We start from the raw sequence: 19,347 nt of genomic DNA, 5'->3' as shown, positions 1-19,347 counted from the left end.
GCTCGTGCGTCCGCCCCCACCTCGATCCCACCCGCGGAGGTGCGATGAACATCGTCGTTCTTGTGAAGCAGGTCCCCGACTCCGGCAGCGAGCGCGCGCTGGACAGCTCGGACAACACCGTCGCGCGCGCCAGCGCCGACAACGTCATCAACGAGATGGACGAGTACGCCATCGAGGAGGCGCTGACGGTCAAGGAGTCGCAGGGCGGTGAGGTCACCGTGCTGACCATCGGCCCCTCCACCGCGACCGACGCCATCCGCAAGGCCCTGTCCATGGGCGCTGACAAGGCCGTGCACGTCACCGACGAGGCCATCCACGGTTCGTGCGCCGTGCAGACCTCCGCGGTGATCGCCGCCGCGCTGTCCCAGCTCGAGTACGACCTCGTCGTCTGCGGCGCGGAGTCCACCGACGGCCAGGTCTCGGTGATGCCGGCGCTGCTGTCCGAGCGCCTGGGCATCCCGCACCTGTCCGGTGCCCGCAAGCTCACCGTCGACGGCACCACGCTGCACGTCGAGCGGCAGACCGACGGCGGCTACTGGGCCCTCGAGGCGCAGACCCCGGCGATCGTGTCGACCTGGGACACCATCAACGAGCCCCGCTACCCCTCCTTCAAGGGGATCATGGCCGCCAAGAAGAAGCCGGTCACGACCATGTCGCTGGCCGACCTCGGGGTGGACCCGTCGACCGTCGGCCTGGCCTCGGCCACCAGCCAGGTGCTGGACTTCGCCGGCCGCCCGCCCAAGGGCGAGGGCGTGAAGGTCGTCGACGAGGGCGACGGCGCCGAGAAGCTGGTCGGCTACCTGGCCGCCCAGAAGATCGTCTGACCCCGCACCCAGAGAGACAGGAGAACAGTCGTGGCTGAAGTACTGGTCCTGGTCGAGGTCGCCCCCGACGGATCCGGCGTCCGCAAGACCACCCTCGAGGCGCTCACCGCAGCGCGCGTCCTCGGCGAGCCCTCCGCGGTCGTGCTCGGTGCCCCCGGCACCGCCGCGGGCGTGAAGGACACCCTCGCCGAGTACGGCGCGGCCAAGGTCTACGTCGCCGAGTCCGACGACGTCGACGCCTACCTCGTGGCCCCCAAGGCCGAGGTGCTCGCCCAGCTGGTGGGCGAGAAGTCCCCGGCTGCCGTGGTCATCCCCTCCACGCCGGAGGGCAAGGAGATCGCCGGCCGCCTGGCGATCAAGACCGGCTCGGGCTTCCTGACCGACGTCACCGAGATCGCCGCCGACGGCACCGCCACCCAGGTGGCCTTCGCCGGGGCGACGATCGTGCACTCGAAGGTCACCGTCGGCACCCCGATCTACACCCTGCGCGGCAACTCGGTCACCCCCGAGGCCGCCGCCGGTGCGGCCGAGGAGGAGACGGTCACCGTCTCGATCTCCGAGGCCGCCAAGCAGACCAAGGTGCTGGACCGGGTCGTCGAGCAGAAGTCCTCGCGCCCGGAGCTCACCGAGGCCGCGATCGTGGTCTCCGGTGGCCGCGGCGTCGCCTCGGCGGAGAACTTCTCGGTCATCGAGGGCCTCGCCGACTCCCTCGGTGCCGCCGTCGGTGCCTCCCGCGCAGCCGTCGACTCCGGCTTCTACCCGCACTCCTTCCAGGTCGGGCAGACCGGCAAGACGGTGTCCCCGCAGCTCTACGTGGCGGTCGGCATCTCCGGGGCCATCCAGCACCGGGCCGGCATGCAGACCTCCAAGACCATCATCGCGGTCAACAAGGACACCGAGGCGCCGATCTTCGAGCTGGCCGACTTCGGCGTCGTGGGCGACCTGAACACCGTCGTCCCGGCCGCGACGGAGCAGATCTCCGCCCGCAAGTAACGCGTCCAGGCACCCCAGCGTGGATCAGGTCTCCTGATCCACGTCTGTCCCCCCTCACCAACGCTGGTGAGGGGGGACAGCTGTTGGTGAGGGTGGAGCACGTGGTGTCGGTGCCCGCCCCTACGGTCCCGGACATGACCGACACCCCCGCCATCACGCCCGCCATCACCCTCGGCGCCGTCGCGCTCGACACCGACGACCCGCCCCGGCTCGCTGCCTTCTGGGCCGCGCTCACCGGAGGTGAGATCGCCGGCGAGGCCGACGGCATGCTCTTCGTGCAGGGGCCGCCGGGCGGGTTCTCCGTGCTGGTGCGCCCGCGGCAGGGCCCGGCCCCCGAGCACCCCGACCAGCACCTCGACCTCACCGTCGCCTGGGGCGCCCGGGAGGCCCAGGTCGCCCGTGCGGTGTCGCTGGGGGCCGAGCACCGGTGGGACGTCCTCGACGAGATGCCCTGGGTGCGCTGGACGACGCTGGCCGACCCCGGCGGGCACCTGTTCTGCATCGCCGAGCACACCCCCGGTGACTGAGCGCAGGATGGGCCCGTGCTGTTCGCCGACGTCGTCACCGCGTCCGCCCAGGTGGGCGCCACCCGAGCCCGGACGGCGAAGAGCGCCACCGTCGCGGCCCTGCTCCGCGCAGCCGGGCCCGAGGAGATCGGACCGGTCACCGCGTGGTTGTCCGGGGCCACCACCCAGGGCAGGCTCGGAGCCGGCTGGCGGACGCTGTCCGCCGTCGACGCAGACCCCGCCGCCGAGCCGACGCTCACCGTCACCGAGGTCCAGTCGGCCCTCGGCGCGCTGGCCGGGGTCGCCGGCACCGGCTCGACCGCCCGCCGCTCCGCGCTGCTGGCCGAGCTGCTGGGGGCGGCCACGGCCGACGAGCAGTCCTTCCTGCTCCGGCTGCTCGGCGGGGAGCTGCGGCACGGTGCGCTGGAGGGCGTGGTGCTGGACGCCGTCGCCGCGGCCGCCGGTGCACCGGCACCCGTCGTCCGGCGCGCGTTCTTCCTCTCCGGGGTGCTCGCCGACGTCGCCGTCACGGCGCTGACCGGGGGAGTGCCCGCGCTGGAGGAGGTGCGGTTGCAGGTCGGCCGGCCGCTGCGGCCGATGCTCGCCTCGCCGGCCGACACCCTGGCCGAGTCGCTGGGGGACGGCGACGTGGTGGTCGAGCAGAAGATGGACGGCGCCCGCATCCAGGTGCACAAGGACGGCGACGAGGTGTGGGTCTGGACCCGCACGCTCAAGGAGGTCACCGCCCGGGTCCCGGAGCTGGTCGAGGTCGTGCGCGCACTGCCGGTCCGCACCCTGGTCCTGGACGGGGAGACCCTGGCGCTCACCGACGACGGCCGGCCCCGGCCCTTCCAGGAGACCGCCGCGCGCTTCGGCGCCGACACCCACGCCCTGCTGCTGCAGCCCTTCTTCTTCGACTGCCTGCACGTTGACGGCACCGACCTGGTCGACGAGCCGCTGACCGCCCGGCACGAGGCGTTGGCCCGGGTCGCGCCGGACCACCGGATGCCCGGCGTCGTCCGCCCCACGCCCGAGCAGGCCGAGGAGTTCTCCGCCGCCGCGCTGGCTGCCGGGCACGAGGGTGTCGTCGTGAAGGACCTGGCCGGCCCCTACGCGGCCGGCCGGCGCGGGAAGGCCTGGCGCAAGGTCAAGCCGGTGCACACCCTGGACCTGGTCGTCATCGGCGCCGAGTGGGGCTACGGCCGGCGCACCGGGTCGCTGTCCAACATCCACCTGGGCGCCCGCGACCCCGACGGCGGCGAGCCGGTGATGGTCGGCAAGACCTTCAAGGGGATGACCGACGAGCTGCTGGCCTGGCAGACCGCCACCTTCCCCGGGCTGGTGCGGGAGGACCGCGGCGCGTCGGTGCTGCTGCGTCCGGAGCTGGTCGTGGAGATCGAGCTCGACGGGGTCCAGCGCAGCCCGCGCTACCCCGGCGGGGTCGCACTGCGCTTCGCCCGGGTGCTCCGCTACCGGCCCGACAAGGAGCCCGCCGACGCCGACACCATCGACGCCGTCCGAGCGCTGCTGGCGGGAAGAGGCGGGGACGCCGAGGCGTTGGGGGCCGGGTGAGCAACGCGAGCACGGTCGGCGTCTTCGACCGCGGGCACCGGCTCACCACGGCCGGGCTGCTGATGCTGGTCACCTTCATCGCGTTCGAGTCGATGGCCGTGGCCACCGCGATGCCCACCGTCGTCCGGGAGCTGGACGGGCTGGCCTGGTACGCGTGGCCGTTCACCGCGTTCCTGGTCGCCCAGGTCGTCGGGATGGTCCTGGGCGGGGACGTCAGCGACCGTCGGGGCGCCCGGGTCGCGCTGCTGTGGGGCGTGGGCTTCTTCGCCCTGGGCCTGGTCGCGTCCGGGGCGGCCGCCGACATGACCCTGTTCATCGCCGGCCGCGCCGTCCAGGGCCTGGGCGGGGGGCTCATCGCGGTGTCGCTCTACGTCGTCGCCGGGCAGGCGTACGCCCCGGAGCTGCGGCCCCAGCTGTTCGGGGCGTTCTCGGCGGCCTGGGTGTTCCCCGCGCTCTTCGGCCCGTTGATCGCCGGCGCCATCACCACGCACACGTCCTGGCGCTGGGTGTTCCTCGGCATCCTGCCGCTGGTCGCGGTCGGCCTGGTCCTGGTGCTGCCCTCGATCGCCCGGCTCGCCGTGCCCGACGGCACCGCGCGGCCGGCGGTCTCCCGGCGATGGTGGGCGGTGCTCGCCGGGGTCGGCATCGGTGCCCTGCAGTACGCCGGGCAGCGGCTGGACCTGGTGGCCCTGGCGGTCGCCGTCGTCGGGGTGGTCGCGCTGGCTGCGGGACTCCGGCCGCTGCTGCCCCGCGGCACGGTCACCGCCCGCCGCGGCCTGCCCACCGTGGTCGCCTCCCGCGGGCTGCTGGCCGGGTCGTTCTTCGGCATCGACACCCTGCTGCCGCTGACCCTCACCGAGGTGCACGGCTTCAGCGCGACCGCTGCCGGCATCCCGCTGACCACCGGGGCGATCGGCTGGTCGCTGGCCTCCACGCTGTCGGCCCGCCGTCCCGACGTCTCCCGGGTGCGACTGCTGCAGATCGGCTTCGTCCTGCTCGCGATCGGTCTGGCCGGCACCGCGTTCGCCGCGCTGCCCTCGACCGGGGGGTGGACCGCCTACGTGAGCTGGGCGGTCGCCGGGCTGGGCATGGGCCTGGGCATGCCGAGCGTGGGCGTCCTGCTGCTCGACCAGTCGCCCGAGCACCGGCGGGGTGCCGACTCGGCGTCCCTGCAGATCTCCGACGTCGTGGGCTCGGCGCTGTGCGTCGGGTTCGGGGGCGTGCTGGTGGCCGCCGCCGCCACCGGCGTGCTGTCGCTCACCACCGCCCTGCTCGTCGCGATCGCGGTGTTCAGCGGACTGGCACTGCTCGGGTCGCTGGTCGCCGGCCGGGCTGCGGCCCCGTCGGCCGAACCGGTCCGCGCGACTACATTGGCCACGTCATGACCTACCTCGACCACGCGGCGACCACGCCGATGCTGCCCGAGGCCGTCGCGGCGATGACCGATCAGCTGGCCCGGGTGGGCAACGCCTCGTCCCTGCACGCCAGCGGCCGCGGTGCCCGGCGCACGGCCGAGCAGTCCCGCGAGCGGCTGGCCGAGGCGCTCGGCGCCCGCCCGTCGGAGGTGCTGTTCACCGGCGGCGGCACCGAGAGCGACAACCTGGCGGTCAAGGGCCTGTTCTGGGCCCGCCGGGACGCCGACCCGCGCCGTACCCGCGTCGTCGTGAGCCCGGCCGAGCACCACGCCGTCCTGGACAGCGTCGAGTGGCTGGCCGAGCACGACCACGCGGAGATCACCTGGGTCGACGTCGCGCCCAGCGGTGAGATCACCCCCGCCGCGCTCGCCGAGGCTCTCGGCGACGGCACCGACGTCGCGCTGGTCAGCGTCATGTGGGCCAACAACGAGATCGGCGCGGTCAGCGACCTGGCCGCCCTGGCCGAGGTCGCGCACGCCGTCGGCGTCCCGCTGCACACCGACGCCGTGCAGGCCGTCGGCCAGGTGCCGGTGGACTTCGCGGCCAGCGGCGTCGACGCGCTCACCATGACCGGGCACAAGCTCGGCGGCCCGATGGGCGCGGGTCTGCTGGTGCTCCGCCGGGACGCGGACTGCACCCCGCTGCTGCACGGCGGCGGGCAGGAGCGTGACGTGCGCTCCGGGACGCTGGACGTCGCCGCGATCGTCGGGCTCGCCGTGGCGACGACGACGAGCGTGGGCAACCGGGTCGAGCGCGCCACCCGGGTCTCCGCGCTGCGCGACCGGCTGGTGGCCGGGGTCGTCGCGCGCGTGCCCGACGTGCAGCTCAACGGCCCCGCGCTGGACGCCGTGGTGGCCGGTGGACCGGGGCGGCTGCCGGGCAACGCCCACCTGTCCTTCCCCGGTGCCGAGGGCGACGCCCTGCTGATGCTGCTGGACGCCAACGGCATCGAGTGCTCGACCGGCTCGGCCTGCAGCGCCGGGGTGGCCCGGCCCAGCCACGTGCTGCTGGCCACCGGTGCCGACCCCGACCGGGCGCGCAGCTCCCTGCGGTTCAGCCTCGGTCACACCTCCACCGACGCCGACGTGGACGCCGTCCTCGACGTGATCGCCCCGGTCGTCGAGCGGGCCCGGCGGGCGGGCCTGGGCCGGCGGTCGGCGTGAAGCTGATCGCCGCGATGAGCGGCGGGGTGGACTCCGCCGTCGCCGCCGCGCTGGCCGTCGAGGCAGGGCACGACGTGACCGGGGTGCACCTGGCGCTCAGCCAGCACCGGCAGCAGATGCGCAGCGGGTCCCGCGGGTGCTGCAGCGTCGAGGACGCCGACGACGCCCGTCGGGTGGCCGGCGAGCTGGGCATCCCGTTCTACGTGTGGGACATGGCCGAGCAGTTCGCCGAGGACGTCGTGGACGACTTCGTCGCCGAGTACGCCGCCGGCCGGACGCCGAACCCGTGCCTGCGCTGCAACGAGAAGATCAAGTTCGCCGCCGTGCTGGACCGCGCGCAGGCCCTGGGGTTCGACGCCGTCGTCACCGGCCACCACGCTCGGCTGGTCGACGGCGAGCTCCGGCGGTCGGTGGACGCCGCCAAGGACCAGAGCTACGTGCTCGGGGTGCTCACCGAGCGGCAGCTGGCCGGGGCGGTCTTCCCGCTGGGGGAGATGACCAAGGAGCGGGTGCGGGAGATCGCCGCCGAGCGCGGGTACGCCGTGGCGACCAAGCCCGACAGCCACGACATCTGCTTCATCCCCGACGGCGACACCCGCGGCTTCCTGGACCGCCGGCTCGGCGTGGCCCCCGGACCGGTGGTGGACGCCGCGACCGGCGCGACCGTGGGGGAGCACCAGGGCACCCACGGCTTCACCATCGGGCAGCGCAAGGGCCTGGGCGTGACGGTCGGGGACCAGCGGCCGCGCTACGTGCTGGGCATCGAGCCGGTGTCGCGCACGGTCACCATCGGCACGGCCGACCAGGCCGGCGTCGACGAGGTGCTGACCGGTGCGCCGACCTGGACCGGTCCGGCGCCCGAGCTGCCCTTCTCCGCGGTCGTGCAGCTACGCGCGCACGGGGCGTCGGTGCCGTGCACGGTCTCGGCGCGGGACGGGTCGGCCGGGCTGCAGCTCGAGCTGCACGACCAGCAGCGGGGTGTCGCCCCGGGCCAGTCGGCCGTGCTCTACGCCCCCGACGCCGAGCGCGGCGACCGGGTGCTCGGGCAGGCCACCGTGTTCCGCGCAGGTGAACGACAGGCGTCAGTTCTCAGCTGACTCTTGGATTCGTCACGGGTCCGGGCTAGCTTTCGGCGGGCGCTCTTCGTGAGCTCCGCTACTTAGTCAAGCTCTGTGACCGGACGACCACGGGGAGTCGTCGGGCCGGGCCCACACCTCGGAGGACCCTTGCGCCGTACGCGCCTCTCTCTCGCGCTGACCCTGGTGGCCTCGGCCGCCGTCGTCGGCATTCCGTCGGTGGCGTCTGCCGCGCCGGCGCCGGCCGTCGCACCCGACGTCCCGGTCCAGCTGCTGACGATCAACGACTTCCACGGCCGGATCGCCGACACCACCGCTGCCGACGCGACCCTGGGCACCGCGACCGTCGGAGGTGCCGCGAACGTGGCGAGCACCGTCAACGCCAGTCGGCAGGCCTTCGTGGCCGGCGGTGGCGCGGCGGACAACTCGCTGTTCATCGGACTGGGTGACCTGGTCGGCGCCTCCCCGTTCGACTCCGCGGGCTTCCGTGACGAGTCGACCATCGAGGTGCTCAACGGCCTCGACATGGCGGTCAGCGTGGTGGGCAACCACGAGTTCGACCGCGGGACCACCGAGCTCCGCCGCCTCTCCGGGCCCACCGACCGGACCTTCTCCGACGACCAGACGGCGTGCGAGGGCGTGACCGCCGGCGTCGACGGCTGCTTCACCGACAGCACCGGGGCACCCTTCGCCGGCACCGACTTCCCGTACCTCGCCGCCAACGTCCTGCGGGCCGGCACCGACGAGCCCATGCTGCCGCCCTACGCGGTCCAGGAGGTCGACGGCCAGCGGATCGGCTTCATCGGAGTCGTCACCGAGACCACCGCGGGCATCGTCGCCCCGACCGGGATCGCCGACGTCGAGTTCATCGACGAGGCGACCGCGATCAACCGCTGGGTGCCGGTGCTCCAGGCGCAGGGCATCGAGGCCATCGTGGCCCTGGTGCACGAGGGCGGGACGCCGGCCACCCCGGCCGACGTCAACGGCTGCGGTCAGCTCAACGGCTCGATCGTGGACATCAACGACCGCACCGACCCCGCCGTGGACGTCGTCCTGTCGGCCCACACCCACCAGAACTACAGCTGCTACCTCCAGGACCCGGCCGGTCAGCCCCGGCTGGTGGCCCAGTCCGGCTACTACGGCCGGCTCGTCGGTGACGTCCGCTTTGTCATCGACGGTGCCACCGGCGACGTCGACCGGCTCTGCGGCACCTACTCGGTGACCAACGTGCCGACCGACCGCGCAGCCCGGACGCCGGATGCGGCCACCGCGGGCATCGTCTCCTTCTGGAGCCGCCAGGCGACCGCTGTCGGGAGCCGTCAGGTCGGGTCCACGACGACCCCCCTCGCCCGCGCTGTCAACTCCGCCGGGACCGAGAACCGCGGAGCGGAGTCCGTGCTGGGCAACACCGTCGCCCAGGCGCAGCTGGTCGGCCTGCAGGACGACCCCACCACCTACGGGGACCCGGCCGCCACCTTCGGCGGGGGTCTGCCCGCGGTGGCGTTCATGAACCCCGGGGGTCTGCGGGCCAACATCGACACCGGCGCGATCACGTACGCCGAGGCGTTCGCCGTCCAGCCGTTCGGCAACTACGCCAACGCGATCACCCTGACCGGCGCCGACATCCGGCTGTTGCTGGAGCAGCAGTTCGCCACCCCGGGGCGGACGTCGCAGCTGTGGCTGGGCACGTCGGAGGGCTTCTCCTACTCCTACGACCTGGCCCGCCCGGCCTACGACCGGGTGGACCCGGCCTCGATCCAGCTCGACGACCCGAGCACCCCGGCGCTCGACCCGCAGGTCGTCGTCCCCACGACCACCTACCGCGTCGTGGCGAACTCCTTCCTCGCCGGCGGCGGTGACAGCTTCACCGCCTTCCGCAACGGGACGCTGCAGGTGACCGGGCCGGTCGACGTGGAGACCGCCATCGCGTTCTTCGGCGACAACGACCCGTACACCGCGCCGCCCATCGGACACGGCACGGCTGTCACCGACGGACGGGCCGCGAACCCGGCGACGCCGCCTGCCGGTGGCGGTTCCGGGGCTGGGGAGAACGGCGGCAACGCCGTTGCCACCGGTCCGACCGGCACGACCGGCACCGCTGCTGCGGGGTACCCGTGCCCGGCTGCTCCGACCACCCCGCCGACCACCCCGCCGACCACGCCCACCCCGGGTGTGGACCCGGTGGCGAATCCCGGCAACGGGATCGGCACCGGTCAGCTGGCGAACACCGGCGCGGCCACCGGGCAGATGCTCGGCCTGGGTGCGCTGCTGCTCCTGACCGGTGGGGTCGCCACCGCGGCGGGCTACCGTCGCCGGCGTGGCCTCGCCGAGTAACAGCACCCCTGAGCACGGCACCACCGAGAACGGTACCGACGACCCGAGGCCGGTCCCCGCACCCTGGGGGCCGGCCTCCGGCGTCGGGTCCCTGCCCGGCACGGACCCGGCCGAGGCGGTCCGCCTGGTCGTCGGCGAGCTCCCCGGGTTCGCGCACCTCCCCGAGCTGCCCGCCCGCGGGGTGGGCGCCGACGTGCTGGGCCGCAGCGCAGGCCTGCTCGTCGACGTGCACGTCGACCTGACCCCGGCCGGCTGGCGGCTGGTGCCCCGCCCGGGTCGGGACGAGCAGCGCGCACACGAGTTCCTCGACCGGGACCTCGACGCCCTGCACGACGTCGCCGCCGACTGGACCGGGCCCTTCAAGGTGCAGTCCGCGGGACCCTGGACCCTGGCCGCCGGACTCGAGCGCACCCGGGGCGACCGGGCGGTCACCGATCCCGGCGCCCGCCGCGACATCGCCCAGTCCCTCGCCGAGGGCCTGCGGGCGCACGCCGCCGCGGTCGCCGCCCGGCTGCCCGGCGCGGACGTCGTCGTCCAGGTCGACGAGCCCTCGCTGCCCGCGGTCCTGCTGGGCGGGCTGCCCACCCAGAGCGGGTTCGGCAAGCTCGCCGCGATCGAGGCCCAGGTCGTCCAGGAGGAGCTCGAGGGCTTCCTCTCCGCCCTCGGCCACCGCACCGTCGTGCACTGCTGCGCCACCCGCGCCCCGCTCGGCCTGATCCGGGCCGCCGGGGCCGACGCGCTCTCCTTCGACCACGGCCTCGTCCAGGACCTCGACGACATCGGGCAGGCGGTGGAGGCGGGGACCCACCTGTTCCTGGGCGTGGTCCCCGGCACCGACCGGCAGCTGCCCGCACCCAAGGCGACGGCCACGCGGCTGCAGGCCTGGTGGAACGAGCTCGGCTTCCCCGCCGAGTCCCTGCACGAGGCCGTCACGCTCACCCCCTCGTGCGGGCTGGCCGGGGCCAGCCCGGCCTACGCACGCGCGGCGATGGCGCACGTGCGCGAGGCGGCGAGGTACCTGCTCCCCGAGTGAGGAGGGCGTCCTGTCGTACCCCCCGGCTACCGTCTCGACCGTGAGCACCGAGGCCGTGGTGGACCCCGCCGACACCCCTGACGTGACAGCTGCGAGCGAGCGCGCCGACGTCACCGAGGTCCCCGACGACGCCCGCACCCGGCACACCGAGCTGTCCGAGGAGCTCGACCGGCTGTCCTTCGCCTACTACGTCAAGGACGCCCCGCACGTCAGCGACGGCCAGTACGACGAGCTGATGGGCGAGCTGAAGGCCCTGGAGGCCGCGCACCCCGCGCTGGTCACCCCCGAGTCGCCCAGCCAGAAGGTCAACGGCGGCTTCGGCGCCACCTTCTCCCCGGTCACCCACCTCGAGCGCATGCAGAGCCTGGACAACGCGTTCAGCTCCGACGAGCTGTCGGCCTGGGCCGCCCGGGCCGACCGCGACGGCGCCGGGGGAGCGGGGTACCTCTGCGAGCTGAAGATCGACGGGCTCGCCATCGACCTGGTCTACGAGCGCGGCCGGCTGGTCCGTGCCGCCACCCGGGGCGACGGGACGACGGGGGAGGACGTGACGGCCAACGTCGCCACGATGGCCGACGTCCCCCAGCAGCTCCGTGGGGACGACGTGCCGGAGCTCGTCGAGGTCCGGGGGGAGGTCTACTTCCCGGTCGCCGCCTTCGCCGAGGTCAACGCCGCGCAGGTCGAGGCGGGCAAGGCGCCGTTCGCCAACCCGCGCAACGCGGCCGCCGGCTCGCTGCGGCAGAAGGACCCCCGGGTGACGGCGACCCGCCCGCTCAGGCTCCTCGTGCACGGCATCGGCGCCCGCACCGGCTTCGACCTCGAACGGCAGTCCGAGGCCTACGAGAAGCTGGCGGCGTTCGGGCTGCCCACCAGCACCCGCTTCGAGGTGGTCCCCGACCTCGAGGCCGTGTGGGCCTACATCGAGCGGTACCGGGAGCAGCGGCACTCCGTCGAGCACGAGATCGACGGCGTCGTGGTCAAGATCGACCAGGTTGCGCTGCAGCGCCGGCTGGGCTCGACCAGCCGTGCCCCGCGGTGGGCGATCGCCTTCAAGTACCCGCCGGAGGAGGCGACGACGAAGCTCCTGGACATCCGGGTGAACGTCGGGCGCACCGGGCGGGTCACCCCGTTCGGCTACATGGAGCCGGTCAAGGTCGCCGGGTCCACGGTGCAGCTCGCCACCCTGCACAACGCCAGCGAGGTCGTCCGCAAGGGCGTGCTCATCGGCGACACCGTGGTCATCCGGAAGGCCGGCGACGTGATCCCGGAGATCCTGGGTCCGGTCGTCGACGTACGCACCGGCGACGAGGTCGCCTTCGAGATGCCGCGCGAGTGCCCCGAGTGCCACACCGAGCTCCGGCACGAGAAGGAGGGCGACGCCGACATCCGCTGCCCCAACGCCCGGTCGTGCCCGGCGCAGCTGCGGGAGCGGGTGTTCCACGTCGCCGGCCGGGGCGCCTTCGACATCGAGGTGCTCGGCTACGAGGCCTCGATCGCGCTCCTGGAGAGCCACCTGCTCGAGGACGAGGGCGACGTGTTCTCCCTCGACGCCGAGAAGCTGCAGCGCGCCCCGTTCTTCACCAAGAAGGACGGCACGCTGTCGGCCAACGGGGCCCGGCTGCTCACCAACCTGCAGACCCGCAAGGACGTCCCGCTCTGGCGGGTGCTCGTGGGCCTGTCCATCCGGCACGTCGGGCCGACCGCCGCGCAGGCCCTGGCCCGGGAGTTCCGCACCATGGACCGGCTGGTGGCCGCCTCCGAGGAGGAGCTCGCGGCCGCCGACGGGGTCGGCCCCACGATCGCCGCCGCGGTGCGCGACTGGTTCGCCGTCGACTGGCACCGGGGGGTCGTGGACAAGTGGGCCCGGGACGGCGTCCGGATGGCCGACGAGGAGTCCGATGCCGGGCCCGGCCCGCTCACCGGGGTGACCGTCGTGGTCACCGGCTCGTTGCGCGACCACAGCCGGGACCAGGCGATCGCCGCCATCCAGGAGCGCGGCGGCAAGGTGACCGGGTCGGTGTCGAAGAAGACCGGATTCGTCGTCGTGGGCGCCGACCCGGGCAGCAAGTACGACAAGGCGGTGCAGGTCAAGGCCCCGGTGCTCGACGACGACGGCTTCACCGTCCTCCTCGAGCAGGGGCCCGAGGCCGCCCGCGAGGTGGCCACCATCGGCGACGGCAGCGAGCCCGAGCCGCCCGCCGCCGACGACGCCGAGGCACCCGCCCCGAAGAAGCGAGCCCCGAGGAAGAAGAAGGAGGCCCCGGCCGAGGAGGAGGCCTAGGCAGGGGGGAGCTGAGCCACCGTGGCCGCGATGCCGGTCAGGTGTGCCAGCCGCAGCAGCTCCGAGCGTCGGAACGCCGGCCCGCCCGAGCGGCCCAGCAGCACCGCGGTCCCCGAGCCGTCGAAGGGTGCGGCCATCATCTCGATGGCCATCTCCCGCCAGCGCTCGGGCACCCAGTCGTCCTCGCTGGGCAGCAGCACCGGCGACGTGAGCGGCAGCCAGGGCAGCGTGAGGGCAGCCAGGGCCGGCGCGGCGTCGGAGGCGGCCAGCACACGCACGTCGTCCGGGCCGCCGCTGAGCACCGCCGCCCACCCGCCGTGCAGCACCCGGGGGAGCTCGGTCGCCAGCAGCTGCGCGGTGCCGCCACCACCGCGGGCGAGCGCCTCCAGGAGCTCCAGCTCGCGGTGGGTGTCCAGCGGCCCGGAGTACGGCCGCAGCGACTCGACCTCGACCCCGGGCACGCTCATGACCACCGTGATCAGGCCGTCGGGCACCCGGTCGGCGGGCAGTTCGACCACGATGTCGTCGACCGCGACGCCGTTGCCCCGTTCCAGCACGTCGACCGAGACGATGTCGATGCCGGCCAGGCCCAGTGCGGTGGCCACCGCGCCCAGGATGCCGGGACGGTCGGGCACGACCAGCCGGAGCAGGTAGGACACGTGATCCTCCGCGGGGACACCAGCGCGACGACTCGGGCAGCCGATCTCCGTCGATCGAGGGACGGCGCCCACCCTGCCCCATCAGCCCCCGTCGAGGCCAACCCGGCTCGCGGACGGGGGACGTCGTCCGCCCCACGTAGACTGCCCGGGTTGGAGCGGACCACGGTCCGTCCCGGCCCAGCACCCGTACGACGCAGCACACCAGCCACCGCACCGAGCAGACCGACAGTGGGGTCCCGCCAGCGCATGAGCACTCCCAGCAGCCTCTCCCGAGAGGACGTCGCGCACCTCGCGCAGTTGTCCCGGCTCGCCGTCACCGACGAGGAGCTCGACCTCTACGCCGGTCAGCTCGGCGTCGTCCTGGGCGCCGTCGCCCGGGTGCAGGACGCCCCCACCGAGGACGTCACCCCGACGACGCACGCCGTGCCGTTGACCAACGTGTACCGGCCCGACGTCGTGACCCCGAGCCTGACCCGCGAGCAGGTGCTCGCCGGCGCGCCCGCGGCCGAGGACGACCGCTTCCGGGTCCCGCGGATCCTGCAGGACGAGGCATGAGCGCCACCGAGCTGACCCGGCTGGACGTCACCGCGCTGCAGGCCGCCCTGGCCGACGGCAGCACCAGCGCCGTCGAGGTCACCCGGGCCCACCTGGACGCGATCACCGCCCAGGACGGCGCGCTGAACTCCTACCTGTTCGTCGACGGCGAGGCGGCGCTGGCCACGGCTGCCGACGTCGACCGCCGTCGCGCCGCGGGGGAGGAGCTGGGCCGCCTGGCCGGCGTCCCCGTCGCCCTGAAGGACGTCGTCGTCACCGAGGGCGTGCCCACCACCAGCGGCTCGAAGATCCTCGAGGGCTGGACCCCGCCCTACGACGCGACCGTCGCCGCCCGGCTCAAGGCCGCCGGCACCGTGCTGCTGGGCAAGACCAACATGGACGAGTTCGCGATGGGCTCCTCCACGGAGAACTCCGCTTACGGCCCGACCCGCAACCCGTGGGACCACGACCGCATCCCCGGCGGGTCCTCCGGTGGGTCCTCGGCCGCGGTCGCCGGGCACCTGGCGCCGTGGGCGATCGGCACCGACACCGGTGGTTCGATCCGCCAGCCCGCGGCCGTCACCGGCCTGGTCGGGCACAAGCCCACCTACGGCTCGGTGTCCCGCTACGGCCTGATCGCGTTCTCCTCCAGCCTGGACCAGGCCGGCCCGATGGCGCGCACCGTCGCCGACGCCGCCCTCATGCACGAGGTCATCGGCGGGCACGACCCCTGCGACTCCACCAGCATCGACGCCCCGGCCGCGCCGTTCGTCGCGGCCGCGCGGCAGGGTGCCACCGGCGACCTGACCGGGGTGACCGTCGGCGTCGTCCGCGAGCTCGGCGGCGAGGGGCACACCGACGGCTACGAGCCCGGCGTGCTGGCCGCCTTCTCCGCCGGGGTCGACCAGCTGCGCGCCCTGGGTGCCGAGGTCCGGGAGGTGTCCTGCCCCAGCTTCGACCTGGCGCTGGCCGCCTACTACCTGATCGCGCCCAGCGAGGCCTCGTCCAACCTGTCCCGCTTCGACGGCGTCCGCTTCGGCCTGCGGGTCGGCGACGACGGCAGCCGGGACCTCGACGAGGTCATGGCACTGACCCGTGAGCAGGGCTTCGGGCCGGAGGTCAAGCGCCGCATCATCCTGGGCACCTACGCCCTGAGCTCGGGCTACTACGAGGCCTACTACGGCCAGGCGCAGAAGGTCCGCACGCTCATCGGCCGGGACTTCGCGGCGGCGTTCGGTGCAGAGGGAGCAGGCGTCGACGTGCTGGTCAGCCCCACCTCGCCGATGGTCGCGTTCCCCCTCGGCGCCCGGGTCGACGACCCGCTGTCGATGTACGCCGCCGACCTCTGCACCCTGCCCGCCAGCCTCGCGGGCACCCCGGCCATCTCGGTGCCCTGCGGCCTGAGCGAGGGCCTGCCCGTCGGGTTCCAGGTGATGGCACCCGCACTCGCCGACGACCGCTGCTACCGGGTCGCCGCGGCGCTCGAGGCAGCCGGGGACGCCGCCCGCGGGGGCACGTTCCTCAGCCAGCAGCGCCCGCAGCCGGTCCCCACCCAGGAGGTCGCACCGTGAACCGTCCCTTGATGCTCGCCTTCTTCCTCGCCGACCTGGTCGCCGTCGCCGGCGTCCTGCTCTGGGTGTTCACCGGTCGCCCGGTCTTCGCCGTCTTCGTCGTCCTGGGCGTCGTGACTGCCGTCGGCGCGGTGCTGACCGCCCGGTCGATCAGCAAGCAGAGCGCCGCGCAGAGCGGGATCGGTGGCACGTCGTGAGCACTGACCGCCTGCTGGAGTTCGACGACGTCCTGACCCGGTACGAGCCGGTCATCGGGCTGGAGACCCACGTCGAGCTGGGCACCGCGTCGAAGATGTTCTGCGGCTGCGCCACCACCTTCGGCGCCGAGCCCAACACCCAGACCTGCCCGGTCTGCCTGGGCCTGCCCGGCTCGCTGCCGGTGGCCAATGCCGCCGCGATCGAGGCCACCATCAAGATCGGGCTGGCCCTGGGCTGCCGGATCGCGACCTGGTGCCGCTTCGCCCGGAAGAACTACTTCTACCCCGACATCCCCAAGGGCTTCCAGACCAGCCAGTACGACGAGCCGCTCTGCACGGCCGGGCACCTGGACGTCGAGGTCGACGGCGAGACCTACCGGGTGGAGATCGAGCGGGTGCACCTCGAGGAGGACACCGGCAAGAACCTGCACGTCGGCGGTGCCACCGGGCGCATCCACGGTGCCGACCACTCGCTGGTCGACTACAACCGGGCCGGCATCCCGCTGGTGGAGATCGTCACCCGGCCGGTCCCGGGCGTCGGCGCCAAGGCCCCCGAGGTCGCCCGCGCCTACGTCACCGAGCTGCGCGAGATCGTCCAGGCCCTCGGGGTCTCCGACGTGCGCATGGAGCAGGGCAGCCTGCGGTGCGACGTCAACATCTCCCTGGCCCCGACCGGCAGCCTCGAGTGGGGCACCCGGACCGAGACCAAGAACGTCAACTCGTTGCGCTCGGTCGAGCGGTCGGTGCGCTACGAGATGCGTCGGCAGGGTGCCGTGCTCGACGACGGCGGCCGGATCGTCCAGGAGACCCGGCACTTCCACGAGGACACCGGCTCCACGTCCTCCGGGCGCAGCAAGGAGGAGGCCACCGACTACCGGTACTTCCCCGAGCCCGACCTGGTCCCGATGGCACCCGACGCCACCTGGGTCGAGGAGCTGACCGCGGGGCTCCCCGAGCTCCCCGCCGCCCGTCGCGTGCGGCTGCGCGAGGAGTGGGGGCTCTCCGACACCGAGATGGCCTGGTTGCTCAACGCCAACGCCCTGGGGCTGGTCGCCGACACCGTGGCCGCCGGCGCACCCCCCGCCGACGCCCGCAAGTGGTGGCTGGGCGAGCTCTCCCGCCGCGCCAAGGACGCCGGCGTCGAGCTCACCGAGCTCGCCGTCACCCCGGAGCAGGTCGCCGAACTGGTCGCGCTCGTCGGCGAGGGCACCGTCAACGACCAGCTGGCCCGCCAGGTGCTCGACGGCGTGCTCGCCGGTGAGGGCTCCCCGCGTCAGGTGGTCGAGGGCCGCGGGCTGGCCGTCATGGGCGACTCCGACGAGCTCGGTGCCGCCGTGGACGCCGCGATCGCCGGCGCTCCGGACGTGGTCGAGAAGGTCAAGGGAGGAAAGACCGCGGCGCTGGGTGCCCTGGTCGGTGCGGTCATGAAGGAGACCCGCGGCAAGGCCGACGCCGCCACCGTGCGCCGGATGCTCGAGGAGCGCGTGCTCGGGTGATCACGCTGCGGCCGCTGCAGCGCGAGGACCTCGTGCTGCTGCGGTCGTGGCTGGACGAGCCGTTGGTCCGGCGCTGGTGGGCCGACGACAGCTCGGCCGAGGCCGTGGAGGCCCAGTACGGCCCGTCCGTCGACGGCACCGACCCGACCCGCGTGTGGGTGGTGCTCGACGACGGGGCGCCCGTCGGCCTGGTGCAGGGGTACCGCTGGGCCGACGAGCCCGCCGAGCTCGCGGCGATCGCGACGGTCTGGCCGGTCCCCGACGGCGCGGTGAGCGTCGACTACCTCCTCGGGGTGCCGAGTGCGCGGGGGCGCGGGGTCGGGCCGGCCCTGGTCTCGGCCGCGGTCGGCGAGCTGCAGGCGCTGTACCCCGACGCGCGCGACGTCGTCGTCCCCGTGCACGCACAGAACCGCCGCTCCTGGCGCGCCCTGGAGAAGGCCGGTTTAACCCGGGTCGCCGAGGGCGAACTCGAGCCGGACGACCCGGCCGACAGCCGCGACCACGTGGTCTACCGGCTGGAGCTCTAGAGCGGGCTGTCGGCGTCGGAGTTCGGGGGCTGGATGCGCAGCACCTTGTCGTCGTCCTCGGCGGGGGTGCCCAGGCCGTCGGTGTTCGACGTGGTGATCCACAGTGCGCCCTCGGCGTCGACGACCACCGTGCGCAGCCGGCCGTACTCCTCGGCCAGGAAGGGCACCGGGTCACCGGTCGGTGCGCCGTCCGGGCCGAGGGTGACCAGGTGCACCTGCCGGCCGTCCAGGGCCCCGAGGTAGACGAAGTCCCCGGAGACCGCGCAGCCCGCCAGCCCGGCGACGGCCTCGGGCACCGCGAGGACCGGGGCGTTGGACCCGGGCAGCGCCGTGGGGGAGCCGTAGTCGCCGCCGGCGACGAGCCGTTCGAGGTCGTCGGGACCGGTCGCGGCGTCGTCGGTGGCGTAGACCGCGTCGTCGCCGACGCACAGCGAGGTCACGTTCGACAGACCCTGGCTGTAGACCGCGCTGGCGCCGACGGGCTGGCCGAACACGTCGTAGGCCAGCACCTTCCCGGCCAGCGAGGCCGGGTCCTGGGCGAGCGCGGCGTTGCCGGTGTCGCCGGTGCCCACGTACAGCGTGCCGTCGGGGCCGAAGACCAGGCCGCCGCCGTTGCGGGTCTCCCCGCGCGGGATGCCGGTGACCACCTCGTTGGGCTGACCGCCGAGCGGGAAGCGCACCACCCGGTTGTCGGTCGCGGTGGACAGGTAGGCGTAGAGCAGGCCGTCCTCGGCGTAGGTGGGCGAGAGGGCCAGGCCCAGCAGGCCGCCGTCACCGGTGGTGTCGACCCCGGCGACGGTCATCAGCTCCCGGGCGGGGGAGCGGTCGGGGTAGACCTGCAGCAACCGGCCGGTCTCCCGCTCGGCGACGATGCCGGTGCCGTCGGGCAGCAGCACCAGTCCGGTGGGGACGGCGAGGTCGGTGGCCAGCACGTTCGGGTCACCGGGCTGCTCGTCCTCCGTGCCCGGCGTCGAGGGGTCCTCCGGGAGCGGGCCGGGCGCCGTGTCGGTCGGCGGGGCCACCTGCGGGCCCGGGCCCTCGGGCACGGCGCGGAACGGGCCGGCCGGCTCGTACCCGCTGCTGCACGCGGTGACGAGCAGGCAGGACGCCGCCACGGCCACCAGCCACGGCGCGCGTCTCGTCCCCCCGGTCACGCCTGCGAGGGT

General features: G+C 74.1%; 17 protein-coding genes. 15 read left to right on the top strand and 2 right to left on the bottom strand.

Annotated elements, in window-relative coordinates:
* Positions 1-44 precede the first annotated feature (44 nt).
* The 10 genes from F1C76_03780 to ligA all read left to right on the top strand — a co-directional run bounded on the left by F1C76_03780 (position 45) and on the right by ligA (position 13,197).
* The gene (locus F1C76_03780) at positions 45-824 is read left to right on the top strand and encodes an electron transfer flavoprotein subunit beta/FixA family protein (GenBank protein QNG35828.1); all 780 of its coding nucleotides are present in this window, start codon (positions 45-47) and stop codon (positions 822-824) included.
* A 30-nt stretch (positions 825-854) separates the two neighbouring features.
* Positions 855-1,817 (top strand): electron transfer flavoprotein subunit alpha/FixB family protein, encoded by a 963-nt coding sequence (locus F1C76_03775; GenBank protein ID QNG35827.1) that lies wholly within the window; start codon positions 855-857, stop codon positions 1,815-1,817.
* Positions 1,818-1,951: 134 nt separating this feature from the next.
* Complete coding sequence (locus tag F1C76_03770; GenBank protein QNG35826.1) at positions 1,952-2,344, top strand: VOC family protein; 393 nt, start codon at positions 1,952-1,954, stop codon at positions 2,342-2,344.
* A 15-nt stretch (positions 2,345-2,359) separates the two neighbouring features.
* Complete coding sequence (locus F1C76_03765; protein QNG35825.1) at positions 2,360-3,895, top strand: ATP-dependent DNA ligase; 1,536 nt, start codon at positions 2,360-2,362, stop codon at positions 3,893-3,895.
* Between the two features lie 62 nt (positions 3,896-3,957).
* Positions 3,958-5,280: an MFS transporter gene (locus F1C76_03760; protein QNG38991.1), complete on the top strand. Its 1,323-nt coding sequence runs from the start codon at positions 3,958-3,960 to the stop codon at positions 5,278-5,280.
* Positions 5,277-6,473 carry a cysteine desulfurase gene (locus tag F1C76_03755; protein QNG35824.1) on the top strand — a complete coding sequence of 399 codons (1,197 nt, stop codon included), beginning with the start codon at positions 5,277-5,279 and terminating at the stop codon, positions 6,471-6,473. The genes F1C76_03760 and F1C76_03755 overlap by 4 nt, the downstream gene beginning before the upstream one ends.
* 14 nt (positions 6,474-6,487) lie before the next feature.
* Entirely contained in the window at positions 6,488-7,570 is a 1,083-nt protein-coding gene (gene mnmA / locus F1C76_03750; GenBank protein ID QNG38990.1) for a tRNA 2-thiouridine(34) synthase MnmA, read from the top strand.
* Positions 7,571-7,699: 129 nt separating this feature from the next.
* A complete protein-coding gene (locus F1C76_03745) occupies positions 7,700-9,883 on the top strand; it encodes a bifunctional metallophosphatase/5'-nucleotidase (protein ID QNG35823.1) in 2,184 nt (727 codons plus the stop codon).
* On the top strand, positions 9,867-10,916 hold the full coding sequence (locus F1C76_03740; GenBank protein QNG35822.1) for a methionine synthase: 1,050 nt from the start codon (positions 9,867-9,869) through the stop codon (positions 10,914-10,916). Before F1C76_03745 ends, F1C76_03740 begins: the two co-directional genes overlap by 17 nt.
* Before the next feature lie 40 nt (positions 10,917-10,956).
* Entirely contained in the window at positions 10,957-13,197 is a 2,241-nt protein-coding gene (gene ligA / locus F1C76_03735) for an NAD-dependent DNA ligase LigA (protein QNG35821.1), read from the top strand.
* Here the strand turns inward: ligA and F1C76_03730 are convergent.
* Complete coding sequence (locus F1C76_03730) at positions 13,194-13,856, bottom strand: ACT domain-containing protein (GenBank protein QNG35820.1); 663 nt, start codon at positions 13,854-13,856, stop codon at positions 13,194-13,196. The genes ligA and F1C76_03730 overlap by 4 nt on opposite strands.
* A gap of 246 nt (positions 13,857-14,102) precedes the next feature.
* Between F1C76_03730 and gatC the strand changes: the two genes are divergently transcribed.
* The 5 genes from gatC to F1C76_03705 are packed head-to-tail and all read left to right on the top strand — an operon-like array spanning position 14,103 to position 18,181.
* The gene (gene gatC / locus F1C76_03725; GenBank protein ID QNG35819.1) at positions 14,103-14,411 is read left to right on the top strand and encodes an Asp-tRNA(Asn)/Glu-tRNA(Gln) amidotransferase subunit GatC; all 309 of its coding nucleotides are present in this window, start codon (positions 14,103-14,105) and stop codon (positions 14,409-14,411) included.
* A complete protein-coding gene (gene gatA / locus F1C76_03720; GenBank protein QNG35818.1) occupies positions 14,408-15,961 on the top strand; it encodes an Asp-tRNA(Asn)/Glu-tRNA(Gln) amidotransferase subunit GatA in 1,554 nt (517 codons plus the stop codon). The genes gatC and gatA overlap by 4 nt, the downstream gene beginning before the upstream one ends.
* Before the next feature lie 11 nt (positions 15,962-15,972).
* Positions 15,973-16,158 (top strand): hypothetical protein, encoded by a 186-nt coding sequence (locus F1C76_03715; protein ID QNG38989.1) that lies wholly within the window; start codon positions 15,973-15,975, stop codon positions 16,156-16,158.
* Entirely contained in the window at positions 16,155-17,654 is a 1,500-nt protein-coding gene (gatB, locus tag F1C76_03710; GenBank protein QNG35817.1) for an Asp-tRNA(Asn)/Glu-tRNA(Gln) amidotransferase subunit GatB, read from the top strand. Before F1C76_03715 ends, gatB begins: the two co-directional genes overlap by 4 nt.
* The gene (locus F1C76_03705) at positions 17,651-18,181 is read left to right on the top strand and encodes an acetyltransferase (GenBank protein QNG35816.1); all 531 of its coding nucleotides are present in this window, start codon (positions 17,651-17,653) and stop codon (positions 18,179-18,181) included. The genes gatB and F1C76_03705 overlap by 4 nt, the downstream gene beginning before the upstream one ends.
* On the opposite strand, the gene F1C76_03700 is transcribed toward F1C76_03705, so the two are convergent.
* Positions 18,178-19,335 carry an oxidoreductase gene (locus tag F1C76_03700; GenBank protein ID QNG35815.1) on the bottom strand — a complete coding sequence of 386 codons (1,158 nt, stop codon included), beginning with the start codon at positions 19,333-19,335 and terminating at the stop codon, positions 18,178-18,180. The genes F1C76_03705 and F1C76_03700 overlap by 4 nt on opposite strands.
* Positions 19,336-19,347: the final 12 nt, after the last annotated feature.

The sequence above is a fragment of the Geodermatophilaceae bacterium NBWT11 genome, from assembly GCA_014218215.1.
Lineage (GTDB): Bacteria > Actinomycetota > Actinomycetes > Mycobacteriales > Geodermatophilaceae > Klenkia.
The sequence above is the reverse complement of the archived record's forward strand: the minus strand, read 5'-3'. Positions and strand labels throughout refer to the sequence as shown.